The organism is Flavisolibacter nicotianae, assembly GCF_003628535.1.
Classification (GTDB): domain Bacteria; phylum Bacteroidota; class Bacteroidia; order Chitinophagales; family Chitinophagaceae; genus Flavisolibacter; species Flavisolibacter nicotianae.
In genome coordinates, this window is record NZ_RBCI01000002.1 from 421,310 (window position 1) to 437,313 (window position 16,004).

Sequence of the window (16,004 nt, forward strand, 5' to 3'; positions counted from 1 at the left end):
TCTGGCTAAAACGACAAAAAGCCAAAAATATTTTAGGCAACGTAAAGGACGCCATCCCTTCGAGGGACGGCGTCCTTCAAGGCCTATTCTTCCTACCTTTAGAGACATTAAAGAAAGCCTCATGCCCACACCCACGATACCCCTCATCGCCGCCCTTCGCGAAGCCGCACAAAACCTGCGCAACGGTGCCCACTATGCCTGGGGAAGCCACGGCTCCTGCAACTGCGGTCACCTGCTGCAGGTGGTCACCCATCTAAGCAAAGAAGAAATTATCCGCCACGCCCAAACGGTTTACGGCGAGTGGACGTAAATCGCCGAAGACTACTGCGGCGTGACCAATGCGCCAGCCTACCTGCTTGTTTCCAAACTGGAAGGCCTGGGTCTTACACCCACCGATATTCACAACCTGGAATACCTGGAAGACAAAACCGTTTTGCAAAAACTGCCCGGCGGCTTCCGCTGGCTGAAGAAAAATCTGCGGGAAGATGTGATCCTGTATTTCGAAACCTTTGCCGGCCTGCTGGAAGAGCAATTGATCAATGCCGTACCGCTGCCCGAAGTGGCGGAGTGGCAACTGGCAGCCGTATAGTTTTACAGGCGGTTTTTTCGGCGCAGCATTCGGTTGTATTTTGGCGGCAAAAGCAACCAAATGAAAATTTTCTCCGGCTGCCTGCTTTCACTTCTTTTGACAACGGCAGCTTTCTCGCAGAACAACGAATCATATTTTCTTTCACAACCTGCTCTCACTCCTGATGGGCAAACCGTCGTTTTTAGTTTTGAAGGCGATATCTGGAAGGCCAGCCTGTCCGACCGGCAGGCCTACCGGCTCACCGCCATGCAGGGCTACGAAACCGGCGCCAAAGTTTCTCCCGACGGCAAGTGGATTGCCTTCACGGGCCGGCAATACGGCAACGCCGACATCTACTTGATGCCTATCGGCGGTGGTGATATCCGCCAGTTGACCTACCACAGCGGCACCGATGAAATGAGCAGTTGGGGCTGGGATTCCAAAACCATTTATTTCACCAGCAACCGCGCCGGCCAGCAATCGGGTTTCAAAGTCCCGCTCAGCGGCGGCACACCGCAACGGGTGTTTGGCAATTATTTTTTCCAGTTCGATCACAGCCTCGTGGAAAACCCGGTGAGCGGCGAGATCTTTTTCAACGACACCTGGGAAAGTAGCAACCAGGCCCACCGCAAGCGCTACAAGGGTCCGTTCAATCCCGACATTCAATCGTACAATCCCAAAACAAAAAAGCTCACCAAATACACTACGTGGGAGGGAAAGGATTTTGGTGCCACCATCGACAAAAAAGGCAATGTGTATTTCATCTCCGATGAGGCCAACGGCGAGTACAATCTCTACACGCTGGACAAGGGCAAAAAGGTGGCCCTGACGAAGTTTCCCACCTCCATTAAAACACCGTTTGTGGATGCGGCCGGCGACAAGGTGGTGTTTGAAAAAGACTACCAGTTGTGGCTCTACGACGTGCCGTCGAAAAAAGCGGAGAAGATTGACCTCTCGCTTTTCCGCAACAACGTTCTCACCAAGGAAAAAGATTTTGATGTGGTGGGGGCCATCACCTCGTTTGATGTATCGCCGGATGGTAAAAAGATGGCCTTTACGGCGAGAGGCGAGATCTTCGTCAGCGATATCGAGGGAAAATTTATCCAGCAAGTCAGCAAGGGTTCGGCCGAGCGGGCCGTAGAGATCAAATGGCTTAGCGACAACAAGACCCTGCTGTACAACCAAACCACCAACGGCTACCGCAACTGGTACACCATTGCAGCCGATGGCAGTGGAGCGCCGAAGCAACTGACGGCCGACAAAAAGAACAACCGCAGCATCGTGTTCAATAAAAAGCGCACCATGGCCGTCTATCTCAGTGGCCGCGACGAAGTCAAGTTCCTCGACCTGAAAACCCTGCAGTCAAAAACGCTGGCGAAAGACGAGATCTGGGGCTTTCAGAACAGCGACCCCGGTTTTTCCCCGAAGGATGATTACGTGGTGTTCACGGCCCGCCGCAATTTTGAGCAGGACATTTTCCTGCACGACCTGAAAAAGAACAAAACCTTTAACCTGACCAATACTGCCATCACCGAAGCCAGCCCGCTGTGGTCGCAGGATGGCAAGTACATTTATTTTACTTCTTCGCGGTTGAAGCCTTCGTACCCGCTCGGCCTGCAAAGCCCGAAGATCTACCGCGTGGCGCTGGAAAAACTCGACGATCCGTACCGCATCGACAAGTTCAACGAATTGTTCAAAGAAGAGAAGAAAGATTCGGCTACCAAAAAAGACACGGCCGCTAAACTGGCGCCGCAGGTTCCCGACAATTCACCGCTCGTGATCGACATGGACAACATCATGGAGCGAATCGAATTGGTCTCGACGCCCTTTGGCGATCAGTACCTGCAGGCGCTTTACCAGAAAGGCGACAAAACAACGGTGCTCTATACCAGCAACCAGGGCGAAGGAAAAAATGCCTTGTGGAAAACCGTGCTGGCGCCGTTTGAAACCATCAAAACCGAAAAGATCGCCGGCACCGACAACACCAATGTCAATGAAATCGTGGACGTATCTGACAAGCTGTTTGCACTCCTGAACGGTACCATTCACAAACTGAACCTGGAGACGAACAAGGCCGAGCCGATCGCCACAACCTATGCCTTCCGACGCAATTTGCAGGAAGAGTTTGCGCAAATCTTTGAAGAGATGTGGGCCGATGTACAGGAGAATTTTTACGACGAGAATTTTCACGGCATCGACTGGGTGAAAATGAAAGAAAAATACCAGCGCTATGTGCCCTACCTGAACACCCGTGCCGACCTGCGCACAATGATGAACGACCTGCTGGGCGAACTGAATTCTTCGCACCAGGGCTTCAATACGTTTGGCACCGACGAAACCGTGAGTTTGCAAAACACCACGATGGAAACGGGGATCGTGTTTGACAACGATTCGCCCTACAGCGTCGATCACGTGGTGAAGCGCAGCGCGGCCGACCGGAAAGGCATCGACATCAAACCCGGTGATGTATTGGTAAAGGTCGCTGACCGGCCGGTGGATCCGTCGGTGGATCGCAACCTGTATTTCACCCGCCCGTCGCTGGACAAAGAGATCAAGCTGACCTTTGCCCGCAACGGGAAAAACATCGATGTCAAACTGCACCCGCAGGCTTCCTTGTTCGGCAATTTGTACGACGAATGGATCGACAACAACCAGAAGCGGGTCGACGAAAAAAGCAACAGCCGCATTGCCTATGCCTGCATGAAAAACATGGGACAGGGCGAGCTGGAAAATTTCCTGGTGGACATGACCAAAGAGTTGGTGGACCGCGATGGACTGATTTTGGACCTGCGCTACAACACCGGCGGCAATGTGCACGACGAAGTGTTGAATTTCCTCAGCCGCAAATCCTACCTGCAATGGAAGTACCGTGAAGGCCAGTTGACAAGACAAAGCAATTTTGCCCCCAGCGATAAACCTATTGTTTTACTGACCAACGAACAATCGCTGAGCGATGCGGAGATGACCGCACAGGGTTTCAAAGCTCTGAAGTTGGGAAAGATCGTGGGCAACGAAACCTATCATTGGATCATCTTCACCAGCGGGATGGGGCTGGTGGATGGCTCTTTTGTGCGCATGCCGTCGTGGGGTTGTTATTCACTGGAAGGAAGCGACCTCGAAAAAAGCGGCGTGAAGCCCGATGTGCTCGTGGTCAATTCCTTTGAGGACAAGATCAGCGGCCGCGATCCGCAGCTGGACAGGGCTATCGAGGAAATTATGAAGCAGTGGAACAAGCCTGCAGCAGGTGTTGTAAAGTAAAAACGATTGCAAAAAAAGCAAAAGCCCGGTCGATGTGACCGGGCTTTTTTATGGGCTGTTGGCTGCGAACGAAGGAGTTTTTTCGCTTGCCTATTTTGCGTAAGTTCACAAGAAGAAAATTTGCGTCTTGTATGAGAAAATTGTTTGCCCTTCCGCTGCTCCTGCTGGCGGCGGTCGACCTCCCTGCACAGGAAACACTGCTACTGCGGCACCCCTCCGTTAACAGCGACAAGATCGCTTTTGCCTATGGCTCCGACATTTGGGTGGCGGGCCGCGACGGCAGCAACCCGCAGCGCCTCACCATCAATCCCGACGTGGAATACAATCCCGCCATTTCTCCCGATGGCAAATGGGTGGCCTTCAGCGGCAATTACGATGGCAACATCGACGTGTATGTCGTATCCATCAACGGTGGCAGTCCCAGGCGGCTGACCTATCATCCCGGCACCGACGTGGTGCGTGGATGGAGCGGATCGAAGGTGATGTATGCCTCCGGAAAAGCTTCGGCCACACCCCGCTACTCGCGGTTGTTTCTGGTGGATGCACAAACCGGCGAAGAAGACGTGATGCCCATGCCCGAAGCCACGGAAGCCAGCGTTTCTCCCGATGGAAAATACACGGCCTACATCAAGGTCAATGATCCGTCGGATGGCAACCGCAACTACCGGCCGTTCAAGCTTTATCGCGGCGGCCTGATGCCAAGGGTTTGGCTCTTCAATAACAGCACTTACGACGTGGAAGAGATCCCCGGTTCGAAAGGCGCCAACAACATGCGTCCGGTGTGGGTGGGAGACGTGGTGTATTTCCTTTCGGACAGGGACAACCGTAACGTGAATGTCTACAGCTTCAACACCAAAACCAAAGAAGTCAAAAAGCTCACCGACTACAAAGACTATGACGTGAAAACCCTGCAGAGCGATGGCCGGGACCTGGCCTTTGAGCAGGGCGGAAGGCTGCACCTGCTCAACATTGCGTCCGGTAAAACCACCGACCTTAAACTGTCGCTGAATGCCGACATGATCACCAAGCGGCCGCATTACGAAGACGGAGAAAAATTCATCCGCAGCTGGGATATTTCGCCAACCGGTGTGCGGGGACTGTTTGAAGCCAGGGGCGAAATCTTTTCGGTGCCGTTGGAGAAAGGCGATGTCCGCAATATCAGCCGGTCGCCGGCCAGCAATGAGCGTTCGCCGGCCTGGAGTCCCGACGGCCGCTGGGTAGCCTATTTCACCGACGAAGGCGGCGAGTACAGCCTCAAAATCAGGGACCAGAAAGGCGGCAAGGACGATATCCTCATTCCACTGGGTGAGGGCAATTTTTATTACAACCCGCAGTGGAGCCCCGACAGCAAAAAGATCCTGTACAGCGACAAGCACATGAAGCTGTATTACGTGGACATCAACGACAAGAAACCCGTTTTCATTGATGAAGATATTTACGACCGCCCCGATGCCTTTTTCTACTCGTCGTGGAGTGGCGACAACAACTGGATCACCTACAACCGCAAATTGAAAAACAACCTGCGGTCCATTTTTGTGTACGACGTGGTCAACAGGAAAACGCACCAGCTCACCGATGGCACCAGCGAAGCCGGTTATCCCACGTTCAGCAAGGACGGCAAATACATTTTCTTCACGGCCAGCACCAACTACGGCCGCAGCATCGGCTGGCTCGACATGAGCTCGTACGAAAACCCTGTTCGCAACAGCATTTACGCCATTCATCTTGCGAAAAATACGCCGTCGATCCTGACACCTGAAAGCGATGAAGAACCCATCCGGAAGAGCGGCGATACAGCCGCCAAAAAAGAAGCGGCGCCCAAAACCGTCCGCATCGATTTCGACGACATCGACCAGCGCATCGTAGCGCTGCCGCTGCCGGAGAAGAATTACACCAACCTGCAAGGCCTGGCCGACGGCAAGTTGTTCTTCGTGCAACGGGAGCCCGGCGCACAGGCCGCCAGTGTTGCGGTGTACGACATCGCCAAACGCAAAGCGGAACCGTTTATTACCGGCGCCGGCAATTTTGCGCTTTCGGCCGACGGCAAAAAGATCATGTACAATGTGGGCAACGCCTACTACATCGTTTCCTCGGCCACCAAGCCAAACGGCACGGATGGAAAGCTGTCCCTGGCGGATATGAAAGTCTGGAGCGAGCCGGAGAAAGAATGGGCGCAAATGTTCAACGAAGTCTGGCGCATCGAACGTGATTTTTTCTATGTGGAAAACATGCACGGCGCCGACTGGAAAGCGATCAAAACGAAGTACGAAAAATTCCTGCCCTACGTGGCGCACCGCGAAGACTTGAGCTACCTGTTCAACGACATGATGGCCGAGCTGGTGATCGGGCACAACTATGTACAGCAGGGCGATTACCCCGATCCTATCAACGTGAACACGGGCATGCTCGGTGCCGATTATGAACTGGCGAATGGTAAATACCGCATCAAGAAAATCTACAGTGGCCTGAATTGGAATCCCAGCTTCACCTCGCCACTGACCCAACCCGGCGTGAACGTGAATGAAGGGGACTATATCCTGGCGGTGAACGGTGTGCCGGTGGACGGGAAATCAGACATCTACAGTGCGTTTCAAAACACGGCCGGCAAGCAGATCTCCATTTTGGTGAATGCGAAGCCAACAACCGAGGGGGCCAAAGAATACACGGTTGTTCCCGTGGCCAATGAAAATAACCTTCGCCTGATGAACTGGGTGGAAGAGAACAAGCGCAAGGTGGCAAAGCTGAGCAACGGGCGGCTGGCCTATGTGTACCTGCCCAACACAGGCGGTGACGGCTACACGTTTTTCAACCGGTATTATTTCTCACAACTGGATAAAGACGGCGTCATCGTGGATGAGCGCTTCAACGGCGGTGGCAGCGCAGCCGACTACATCATCGATATGCTGAATCGCAAGGTGACCAATTACTGGAAGAACCGCGATGGCGATATCATGAAAACCCCGGAAGCCGTGATCGACGGACCGATGGCGATGGTGATCAACGGCTATGCCGGCAGCGGCGGCGACCTGATGCCTTTTTTGTTTAGGGAAAAGAAACTTGGGCCATTGGTCGGCACCACCACGCATGGCATCCTGGTGGGCATCTACAACTATCCCGTATTGATGGACGGCGGAACGGTGACGGCGCCCCGTCTTGGTATCTTCAGCAAGGACGGGAAATGGATCATCGAAAACGAAGGCGTGGCACCCGATGTGGAAGTAGAGCAACTGCCCAAAGACGTGATCGCGGGGCGTGATCCGCAGTTGGAAAAAGCGGTGGAACTGGTGATGAAGCAACTGGGTCCGAAAAAAGAAATCAAAGCCCCGCCACCACCGGTGCGGGCCATCAAATACGACAGTCATTAAGGAAAAGGGCAGGTATCCTGCCCTTTTTTCTTGAAGGTTGAGACGTGTGATCTCTGTCAGGCGATGCAACCACTTTTTTTGTGAATTTTGTAGCGCATTCCGTTCGCCGGATGCAGAAAAGCTATGCCGGAAAAAAATCTTGAAAAGTTACTCCTTGCTCACGCCGGAGAATTTCACCCCGTGGTGCCTTTGAAAGAAGGCGATAGGGTAGTGCACCTTGATTTCACAGAAAACAACAAAGAGCTGACGGATGAAGTTTCGGCCAATACAAACCGGTTCATTCAATACATCAACAATAAACTGGCAGCGGTCGATGCCCTTTACGGCATCGGTGGCTACAACGAGAACCGTACGGTTTACCGCCACAGCGAGATCTTTGATGGAAAGGAAGGAGAGGAGCCGCGTCGGCTGCACCTCGGCACCGACATCTGGGGCAAACCCTATACGAAAGTCATGGCGCCACTCAACGGCATTGTACACTCCTTTGCCTTCAACAATGCATTTGGTGATTACGGTGCCACCATCATTCTGACACACAACCTGGACGGCGAGACGTTTCATACGCTTTATGGACACCTCAGTTTGAACTCACTGAAAAACTTACAGGAGGGTGACCTCGTTAAAAAAGGCGATGTGTTTGCCGAATTCGGGATACCATTTGAAAACGGCCAGTGGCCGCCGCACCTGCATTTTCAATTGATCATCGATATGCAGGGAAAGAAAGGCGATTATCCCGGCGTGTGCGCACTGTCGGAACGGGAAACCTTTATGGCCAATTGTCCCGACCCGGATTTGATTCTGGGCATGATGGAATCTGCAAAACCTGCCTGATCACCGTTCTGTTGTTTACAAATATGAACACACGGAAAACCCAATCAGCAGCAATACGCCTGAAATCAAAAAATAATAGTGACCATCCCCTTTGCGGTTTCTATTCCTGATCATGCCGAACAGGAAATTACCTGCCGTAAGCAAAACCATGAACATGCCCGTGAAGGTATATCGCGGAAAGAAGTAAGTCGGCGATTGCGAAGCCAGGTCAACGAGGAAAATGACGGCCACCAACACAGCGTTGACTAGAATTGGTCGCCAGAGTTTGGGGTTCATAGAAAGGATGTATTTGCGGGTTAAATGTTCCGGTTTAGCGATGAACAGACCGAAAAGCCCACAAGCAGGGAAATCCCCACGGCCGTAATGAGTCCCAGTCCCCGTTGCTTAGATGAATTGGTGAACAGCATCACCAAGCCAACAAAAAGCTCCCCAATCAATGAACCCCAAAATACAAGGAACAACATGGGGTCCAAAAATCCCGTGCAAAACAAAAGTGTGTTTACCCCGAATACGACGAAAAGATATTTTTTGTACTGATTCATTGATTGGCTGTTTAGAGCGGAGAGGCAGGCGTTTTTTCGTTGATCAACTGCCGTAGGTACGTTTCTTTTTCATCGCGGTAAAACAGGTTCATGGTTTCAAACGGAATGAGACGTCCGTCTTTGTGAACAATGTGCACACAACTTTTTTTGATTGCCCGAACGTCAAAATCCCAGGCGTCGATAAAGCGCATGATGATAACGCGGAAAAGATTGTTGTATGTCAATCCCGGCGCATGTACTTCGGGCAGGCAGCAAAGCAACTGCTTGAACTTTTCTTCCGTTTTTTCCACCGAGATACCCGTGCTGAAAATGTCGAGCATTTGCTGGTGCAGGGCTGCATCCTGCTCGTACACGATAGTGTTCTTGCTGTTGTTCAGCAAAGCTTCCGGATCGATATATCGTGTCATTGGAAATACCTGGCCGTTCAGCTTTAAGGCATAGCCCATCGCCAGTGCATCGGGATTACAGGGTACAGGCAGCAGGTCGTTGGGCTGAAAGACAGTCGTTTGATCCAGTATTTTCTGCCGCACATCCGTCAAGGTAAGACGGTCTGTTGCGGGATCAAAATGGTCCAGTCGTCCGGCCTGTTGGGTGGGCTGAAAAGTGACACCCCTGACACAGGGCTGCTTCAACGCGAAGTCAATAATCTCCCCGATCTCATCATCGTTCACGCCTTTTTGAAGCGTGACAACAAGCGTGGTGGAAAGATTGAGTTTGTTCAAATGCTCCAGTGCCTTCTGCCTGACGTCCGTCAGGTCTTTGCCGCGTAATTGCTGCAGGGCTGCCGGTTTAAACGAGTCAAATTGCAGGTAGATTTCAAAATCAGGCTGATACTCCGCCAGGCGCATTGCAAAGTCAAAATCCTTTGCAATGCGGATACCGTTGGTATTTACCATCAGGTGCTTGATGGGTTTTGTTTTGGCGATGTCGAGGATCGCAAAAAAATCAGGGTGAATGGTTGGCTCGCCCCCACTGATTTGTACCACATCGGGCTCACCCTCATTGGCCACGACCGCGTCAAGCATGCGTTCGACTTCTTCCACTGTCCGGTGACGGCCGTAGTGCGGTGAGCTCATGGCATAACAGGTCGGACAGGTGAGGTTGCACCGGTCGGTGATTTCTACTATCGTCAGGCAGCCGTGTTGCTCATGGTCGACGCACAGGCCGCAGTCGTATGGACAGCCGTAATGCGTTGACGTGTTAAACTTCAACGGCATTTCGGAAGGCTTGTTGTAGTTCCGGATGTTCTTGTAATAGTCGCTGTCGGTTGCAATCAGTACCTTTTGAAAGCCATGTTCGGTACAGTTCTTCAGCATGAACACGTTCTTGCCTTCGAATACAATCTTGGCGTCAACACGTTTCAGGCAAACAGGGCATAGGCTGATGGTAAAGTCATAATATGTGTAGGGACGTTCAGGCATAGGAAGCAAAAAGTTTTTTGGGTTGTAGGAGAACAGGAAGATAATAAGCCAAGCCAGCAATGCAAGTCAGTTGTATCGTGGAAATGCCGGATAGTACCGTGTAATGCGGCTTGACATAATCCAGTAGAAAGCGGAAGGCAAGGTAGCTGATCATAAAAAGCTTGAAGAGGGCACCGCTTTCAAGCTGTTGTTTTTGCTGCAGTATTTTCAGTGCGATCCATAACAAGAGTAAAAAGCAGATTTCATAAAGCGTTACGGGATGCCTCGGCACATTGTCGCCAAGCTTCATGGCCCAGGGAAGTGAGCTTTCATTGCCATATGTTTCTTCATATACGCCCATGCTAAAGCAGCCGATACGCCCAATGATCAGGGCAAGAATCATCGGGTACACAAACAGGTCGCCGGAAGAGCGTTTTTCGCCAATGAGCTTTTTCACGATTTCCACGCCGAACAGGCCGCCCAGAAAGCCGCCCACGACTGTCTTATTGTTGTAGAGATAGTCAAAAAGATGCGGGGTGAGCGCTAACTCGTACGGCCGTTCAAGTGAACCGACCAACCGGGAACCAACCAGTGCGCCGAAGATGGCACCGGTGATCACCCAAATGCGGGAAGAAGCGGGGAATGCATCACCGTGTTTGTTTCGTAAAAAAAGAAAATAACGGAACCCGGTAAAGAAAGCCATCGTTTCCATGATAGCATGCATGGAAAGGGTCGCGGAGCCGATTTGAACTGTAAAGGGGAATGTCACGCAATTACTCTTTGGTCCAGGTTTGCAATGTAGGGAAAACACTGAATTGCAAAAGACCCTCGCCTTTTGCATAATACAATTTGTAGATCCCCGGGGGCTTGCCAATGGTTGTATCACACAATACTTCTACAACATTCGCATAGGTTCGACTGCCAATTGCAAAGGAGGGGAGCAACCGGCTTGCGGTATTCCCGTTCAACGAAGCACTGGCCAGGCCATTCGCTTGCAGGTTATAAAGTGACAGCGTCGCGTTGTTCAACCGGAAGGAAATGGAACGAATATGACCCGTCGTGCTGAAACGGATCGAACCTTTCGGCCGTTTCAGCGTGTCGAGCTCGCGGGTCTCGAACACCTTGTTTGCTTCACAGGAAGGCGAAGGGCCAAACGCGCCGCCCCTTGCCTGGTAGGGCGCTGTCTCCTCAATGTTGTTCAACGTGAATGTATCTGCCTGGTTAGTGGTACGAAATATCAATTGCTGATTGTGGCGGTATGGAAACCAGCTGTCGAGTGTATCGTCTTTGTAGCCGGGACAGTCAATTCGTTTGCTGCAATCTCCGCACGACAAAAACAAAACTGTGCAGCAAACAACAAGCAGGCCGGTTGCAAATGTTTTCATGACCGGTAATTTATTACTTATCCGTCAGAAGAAAGAAGCTTGCAAAAACTTACGTCACGATTTTTAGGTTGAACATTGGCGTTCCAACCGCTTGCATAATGCTACCAAAAGTGGCACATAGGCTTCCACCACCCGTGATTTTTCAATGCCACCGCGATCAGGAAAGCTGTCGGCGTCCCGGTTCAAATTACCTGGCAGAAAATGCGTCGCTTTATTCTTTGTATCCTGGCTGTTGCTGCAAAATGAGCAGGACGTGGTTGCTTTTGTTCGGCAGCGTTGTTTTGGATGTCAAATGATTTCAACTGTTAAGACTTCAGCAGTTTGAACGCATGTGTCCACCGGTTATACAAAAAGCCGGGAATGCACCACAGGATGCACAAGGGCTCAATGGCTCGTGCCGCTTCGGCCTTGCCCATGTCTTCGGTATCCCAGCCGAATGCTGTCAGGATTTCGGTGACCGTTTTCCTGGCGCCATCGTCGTTGCCGCAAATAAACATCGTGGGCCTGCCTTCGGTGTACTGCGGTTTGTACATCTGCGCATTGCCAACGCTGTTGAAGGCTTTTACCAGGTGTGCGTCGGGTAAAAGCGCTTGCAGTTTTTCCATAAGCGAAGTATGGCCGTCGGTAAAAAAGGAGAGCACCCCGTTGACGGGCGGCTCCTTGGCAATGGGATTGGTGACATCAATGACCGTTTTACCCCTGAAGTTTTCAAGGCCGCTTTCCTGTACGGCCTGTTCGGCCGCAATACCTGCAACAGCCAGCACCAGCAGGTCACCGAAAGCAGCCGCTTCGGCAAACAAACCGGCCTTGCCTGACGGATTTTTTTTCGCCCATTTCACCACGTCCTCTTTCTGTGGATCCCTTGTGCCGATCATTACCTGGTGGCCTTCGGTTAAAAAGGCGGTGGCCAGTACCCGGCCCACGATTCCCGACCCGATAATCCCGATTTTCATATGCGTGTTTTAGGCCGAAATTACGCTTTGATTTAAGCATTCCTTGGCGAAAATCGTTGCTAAATTCCTTAGCTTTACGTCCATAAAATCAGCTTCAGGTTGCAGGCTTTTCGCGGCAGGCATGTGAAATATCCTGTAGCTTGCGGCTCGCAGCTTGAAGCTTTCCCTACTATGGCAAATCCTAATTTAACGTCCGGAAAAGAAGGACTCTCGGCAACGGAAAAAGAATTCGAAAACGGTATCCGGCCGCAGCAGATCGAAGAGTTCTCCGGTCAGCCGCAGATTATTGAAAACCTCCGCATCTTCATCAAAGCGGCCAAGATCCGCGGTGAGGCGCTGGACCATGTGTTGTTTCATGGTCCTCCGGGTCTGGGTAAAACCACCTTGTCACGCATTGTCGCAAACGAGATGGGCGTCAGCATCAAAGAAACCTCCGGGCCGGTGATCGAAAAACCCGGCGACCTGGCCGGTTTGCTTACAGGCCTTCAGCCCAATGATGTGTTGTTTATCGATGAAATCCACCGCCTGAGCACCGTGGTGGAAGAATACCTGTATTCGGCCATGGAAGATTACAAGATCGACATCATGATCGACAGCGGTCCCAATGCCCGCAGCATCCAGATCAACCTCTCGCCGTTTACGCTGATTGGTGCCACCACGCGGAGCGGTTTGCTCACGGCCCCGCTGCTTTCGCGGTTTGCCATCAAGTCGCGACTGGAATACTATGATGCCGAAACGCTGAAAAAGATCATCCTGCGTTCGGCAAGCATTTTAAATGCCGACATCTCTACCGAAGCGGCCGGCGAAATTGCCCGTCGCAGCCGCGGCACGCCGCGTATCGCCAATGGCCTGCTGCGCCGCGTACGCGATTTTGCCCAGGTGCTGAACGACAGCACCATCGACCTTGGCATTACACAACACGGGTTGCGAGCCCTGAACGTGGATGAACACGGCCTGGATGAAATGGACAACCGTATCCTGGCGGCTATCATCGAAAAGTTCAAGGGAGGGCCGGTGGGCATCACCACCATCGCCACGGCCGTAGGCGAAGAAGCGGGAACACTGGAAGAAGTGTACGAGCCGTTTTTGATCCAGGAAGGGTTCATTATGCGTACGCCGAGAGGCAGGGAGGTGACGGCAAAAGCGTATGCGCATCTGGGTAAAACGCCGCCGTTGCGTGGCGCATCCGGCAACTTGTTTGGTGGTTTAGCCTGAGCGTGAAGGCAAAGTAAAAAAATAAAAAAAGTGTCCTGAACGTAAGACACCTTTTGAATTTTGACCCTTTATTTTTGACTCATCAAAGTTCCTTTTCCATCACAAAGTGCGGGATGGTGATTTCCTGGAACTCGTCGCCTTTGCGTTTGTAGCCCATCTTTTCGTAAAACCCCGAAGCGTCTTTGCGGGCATGCATCGTAATTTTTTTGTAGCCCCTGTCCCTGGCCAGGTTTTCGGCAAACTGCATCAGGGCACGGCCGATGCCTTTTCCCTGTACGTCATTGACCACGGCCATCTGGCGAAGGCGTACGGTTTCGGGATCTTCCTCCACCAGCATGCAGCAACCCAACATCCGGTCTTCTTCGTAAGCTGCCATGTGCATGTTTTGCTTTTCCTTTTCCAGTTCGTCTTTTGAAAAATGAAGTCCCAGCGGTTTGCGCAAAATCTCGTCACGCAACTTCAGCATCTGCTTGTATTCCTCCGTGCCGTAATCGATAATTTTTAATGCCATGTATGAGCGGGTTGACGTTGTGCAATACTACAAATATCCGTTTACTCGGCCAATTCACTGCCGGTCGCCGGCATTTTTTGCAGAAAAGGAAGAAGGCAGAACGCGGCAATGTTTGGTGCAAGGGCCATTGGATAAAAGAGCGGGCGGCGAAGATGGTTTTGCCGCCGGCCTTCAAGGAAGGAAGCCTGCAGCATCGCCAACTGTTTTACAGATGTTTTTGATCGGCAGTTGTTTTTTTCCAAAAACCTATATTTTTGCACCACTATAACCAAATTTTTACAATATGTCAGACATTGCAGCAAGAGTAAAAAAAATCATCGTAGATAAGCTGGGCGTTGATGAAGCAGAAGTTACGAATGAAGCTTCTTTTACCAACGATTTGGGTGCCGACTCGCTGGATACAGTTGAATTGATCATGGAATTCGAAAAAGAATTCAATATTTCAATCCCCGACGAGCAAGCCGAAACCATTACCACTGTTGGTCAAGCTGTTTCTTACCTTGAAGAACACGCAAAGTAATTGCCGTTCTACTATAGAACTTCATACCAATTCCGCCTTCATGTTCCCGTAACAGAAGGCGGTTTTATCTTTACAGGGAAGTCAAAACTCAAAAGAGAAAAGTCTTAAAACAGGCGTTTCGTTCGAAATATCTTTTGAATTTTGCTTTTTTACTTTTGACTTTATTACTATGAGTGCAGGAAAAACGATAGAACTGAAACGCGTAGTCGTCACCGGGATGGGAGCGCTGACACCGCTGGGAAATACGATTACAGACTACTGGAACAATTTACGGAATGGCGTAAGCGGCTGCGACTACATTACCCTGTTCGACGCATCAAAATTCAAGACTCGTTTTGCCTGCGAAATCAAAGGCTTTGATCCCACCAACTTTTTAGACCGGAAAGAAGCCCGCAAACTCGACCGCTTTTCTCAAACGGCCATTGCCGCTTCCGACCAGGGTGTGCAGGACGCCGGCATCGACAAGACCAACGTGAATGTCGACCGGGTTGGCGTCGTGATGGGGTCGGGAATTGGCGGCCTGATTACCTTCCAGGAAGAGGTGATGAATTTTGCCAAAGGCGACGGTACGCCGCGTTTCAACCCTTTCTTTATTCCGAAGATGATCCTGGACATTGCTGCAGGTCATATTTCGATGCGCCACGGCTTCCGCGGACCCAACTTTGCCGCGGTGAGTGCCTGTGCGTCGAGCACCAACGCCATGATGGAAGCCTTTAACCTCATTCGGATGGGCAAGGCAGATATTATTGTAACAGGTGGAACGGAGAGTGTGATCAGCGAAGCCGGTGTGGGCGGGTTCAATGCCATGAAGGCCCTGAGCGAACGCAACGACGATCCCAAAACAGCCAGTCGTCCGTACGACAAGGACCGCGATGGATTTGTGATGGGCGAAGCGGCGGGAGTGCTCATCTTTGAAGAATACGAACACGCTGTCCGCAGGGGCGCAAAGATCTATTGCGAGATCGCCGGCGCCGGTGCAACGGCCGATGCACATCACCTGACAGCTCCCCACCCGGAAGGACTGGGTGCAAAGAACGTGATGATCCAGGCCCTGGCCGACGCCGACATGCAGGCGTCCGACATCGACTATATCAACACACACGGAACCTCGACGCCGTTGGGCGATGTGGCCGAAGTGAAAGCCATCGTGGACGTTTTTGGCGAGCACGCCTTTAACCTCAATATCTCCTCGACAAAATCCATGACCGGTCACTCACTGGGTGCAGCCGGCGTTATCGAGGCGATTGCCTGTATCATGGCTGTGCAAAACGATATTGTGCCGCCAACCATCAATCACTTTACCGATGATCCGGACATTGATCCCCGCCTGAACTTTACCTTTGGCGAAGCCCAAAAGCGTCCGGTACGGGCTGCGTTGAGCAACACCTTCGGCTTTGGCGGTCACAATGCCTGTATGATTTTCAAAAAATATGCGGGGCAGTAAAGAGCCTGCCGG

14 protein-coding genes are annotated in these 16,004 nt (G+C 51.6%); 8 read left to right on the forward strand and 6 right to left on the reverse strand.

Annotated features, from left to right (window positions below; translation table 11 throughout):
- The first annotated feature begins 121 nt into the window (after nucleotides 1-121).
- The 5 genes from D6024_RS06880 (at nucleotide 122) to D6024_RS06900 (ending at nucleotide 8,022) form a co-directional block, all read left to right on the forward strand.
- Nucleotides 122-310 (forward strand): hypothetical protein, encoded by a 189-nt coding sequence (locus D6024_RS06880; RefSeq protein ID WP_121353848.1) that lies wholly within the window; start codon nucleotides 122-124, stop codon nucleotides 308-310.
- 21 nt (nucleotides 311-331) lie between these two features.
- The gene (locus D6024_RS06885) at nucleotides 332-589 is read left to right on the forward strand and encodes a hypothetical protein (RefSeq protein WP_121353849.1); all 258 of its coding nucleotides are present in this window, start codon (nucleotides 332-334) and stop codon (nucleotides 587-589) included.
- Between the two features lie 60 nt (nucleotides 590-649).
- Nucleotides 650-3,826: a S41 family peptidase gene (locus tag D6024_RS06890; protein ID WP_121353850.1), complete on the forward strand. Its 3,177-nt coding sequence runs from the start codon at nucleotides 650-652 to the stop codon at nucleotides 3,824-3,826.
- Nucleotides 3,827-3,957: 131 nt separating this feature from the next.
- Nucleotides 3,958-7,191, forward strand: coding sequence for a S41 family peptidase (locus D6024_RS06895; protein ID WP_121353851.1), 3,234 nt, complete (start codon nucleotides 3,958-3,960; stop codon nucleotides 7,189-7,191).
- Nucleotides 7,192-7,314: 123 nt separating this feature from the next.
- Nucleotides 7,315-8,022, forward strand: coding sequence for a peptidoglycan DD-metalloendopeptidase family protein (locus D6024_RS06900; protein WP_121353852.1), 708 nt, complete (start codon nucleotides 7,315-7,317; stop codon nucleotides 8,020-8,022).
- A 15-nt stretch (nucleotides 8,023-8,037) separates the two neighbouring features.
- Here D6024_RS06900 and D6024_RS06905 read toward each other — a convergent pair whose 3' ends face one another.
- The 5 genes from D6024_RS06905 to D6024_RS06930 form a co-directional block, all read right to left on the reverse strand.
- Complete coding sequence (locus D6024_RS06905) at nucleotides 8,038-8,298, reverse strand: hypothetical protein (RefSeq protein ID WP_162944600.1); 261 nt, start codon at nucleotides 8,296-8,298, stop codon at nucleotides 8,038-8,040.
- 277 nt (nucleotides 8,299-8,575) lie between these two features.
- Nucleotides 8,576-9,985, reverse strand: coding sequence for a radical SAM protein (locus D6024_RS06915; RefSeq protein ID WP_121353855.1), 1,410 nt, complete (start codon nucleotides 9,983-9,985; stop codon nucleotides 8,576-8,578).
- Nucleotides 9,978-10,733, reverse strand: coding sequence for a prolipoprotein diacylglyceryl transferase (locus D6024_RS06920; RefSeq protein WP_240409979.1), 756 nt, complete (start codon nucleotides 10,731-10,733; stop codon nucleotides 9,978-9,980). Before D6024_RS06920 ends, D6024_RS06915 begins: the two co-directional genes overlap by 8 nt.
- A 4-nt stretch (nucleotides 10,734-10,737) precedes the next feature.
- Complete coding sequence (locus D6024_RS06925) at nucleotides 10,738-11,349, reverse strand: hypothetical protein (RefSeq protein WP_121353857.1); 612 nt, start codon at nucleotides 11,347-11,349, stop codon at nucleotides 10,738-10,740.
- A 305-nt stretch (nucleotides 11,350-11,654) separates the two neighbouring features.
- Nucleotides 11,655-12,302: an NADPH-dependent F420 reductase gene (locus D6024_RS06930; RefSeq protein ID WP_121353858.1), complete on the reverse strand. Its 648-nt coding sequence runs from the start codon at nucleotides 12,300-12,302 to the stop codon at nucleotides 11,655-11,657.
- Between the two features lie 171 nt (nucleotides 12,303-12,473).
- Here D6024_RS06930 and ruvB point away from each other — a divergent pair, with 171 nt between their 5' ends.
- A complete protein-coding gene (gene ruvB / locus D6024_RS06935; protein WP_121354148.1) occupies nucleotides 12,474-13,517 on the forward strand; it encodes a Holliday junction branch migration DNA helicase RuvB in 1,044 nt (347 codons plus the stop codon).
- 82 nt (nucleotides 13,518-13,599) lie between these two features.
- Here the strand turns inward: ruvB and D6024_RS06940 are convergent, their stop codons facing one another.
- Nucleotides 13,600-14,028, reverse strand: coding sequence for a GNAT family N-acetyltransferase (locus D6024_RS06940; RefSeq protein WP_121353859.1), 429 nt, complete (start codon nucleotides 14,026-14,028; stop codon nucleotides 13,600-13,602).
- Nucleotides 14,029-14,311: 283 nt separating this feature from the next.
- On the opposite strand from D6024_RS06940, the gene D6024_RS06950 reads away from it, so the two are divergent.
- Together D6024_RS06950 and fabF are read left to right on the forward strand one after the other, a co-directional pair.
- The gene (locus D6024_RS06950; protein WP_072835589.1) at nucleotides 14,312-14,548 is read left to right on the forward strand and encodes an acyl carrier protein; all 237 of its coding nucleotides are present in this window, start codon (nucleotides 14,312-14,314) and stop codon (nucleotides 14,546-14,548) included.
- Between the two features lie 187 nt (nucleotides 14,549-14,735).
- On the forward strand, nucleotides 14,736-15,992 hold the full coding sequence (gene fabF, locus D6024_RS06955; protein WP_121354149.1) for a beta-ketoacyl-ACP synthase II: 1,257 nt from the start codon (nucleotides 14,736-14,738) through the stop codon (nucleotides 15,990-15,992).
- Nucleotides 15,993-16,004 lie beyond the last annotated feature (12 nt).

What these genes read in the sequence shown, in the direction of transcription:
- D6024_RS06880 (WP_121353848.1), top strand. Translation starts at nt 122, where the DNA reads ATGCCCACACCCACGATACCCCTCATCGCCGCCCTTCGCGAAGCCGCA.
- D6024_RS06890 (WP_121353850.1), top strand. Translation starts at nt 650, where the DNA reads ATGAAAATTTTCTCCGGCTGCCTGCTTTCACTTCTTTTGACAACGGCA.
- D6024_RS06895 (WP_121353851.1), top strand. Translation starts at nt 3,958, where the DNA reads ATGAGAAAATTGTTTGCCCTTCCGCTGCTCCTGCTGGCGGCGGTCGAC.
- D6024_RS06900 (WP_121353852.1), top strand. Translation starts at nt 7,315, where the DNA reads ATGCCGGAAAAAAATCTTGAAAAGTTACTCCTTGCTCACGCCGGAGAA.
- D6024_RS06905 (WP_162944600.1), bottom strand. Translation starts at nt 8,298, where the DNA reads ATGAACCCCAAACTCTGGCGACCAATTCTAGTCAACGCTGTGTTGGTG.
- D6024_RS06915 (WP_121353855.1), bottom strand. Translation starts at nt 9,985, where the DNA reads ATGCCTGAACGTCCCTACACATATTATGACTTTACCATCAGCCTATGC.
- D6024_RS06925 (WP_121353857.1), bottom strand. Translation starts at nt 11,349, where the DNA reads ATGAAAACATTTGCAACCGGCCTGCTTGTTGTTTGCTGCACAGTTTTG.
- D6024_RS06930 (WP_121353858.1), bottom strand. Translation starts at nt 12,302, where the DNA reads ATGAAAATCGGGATTATCGGGTCGGGAATCGTGGGCCGGGTACTGGCC.
- ruvB (WP_121354148.1), top strand. Translation starts at nt 12,474, where the DNA reads ATGGCAAATCCTAATTTAACGTCCGGAAAAGAAGGACTCTCGGCAACG.
- D6024_RS06940 (WP_121353859.1), bottom strand. Translation starts at nt 14,028, where the DNA reads ATGGCATTAAAAATTATCGATTACGGCACGGAGGAATACAAGCAGATG.
- D6024_RS06950 (WP_072835589.1), top strand. Translation starts at nt 14,312, where the DNA reads ATGTCAGACATTGCAGCAAGAGTAAAAAAAATCATCGTAGATAAGCTG.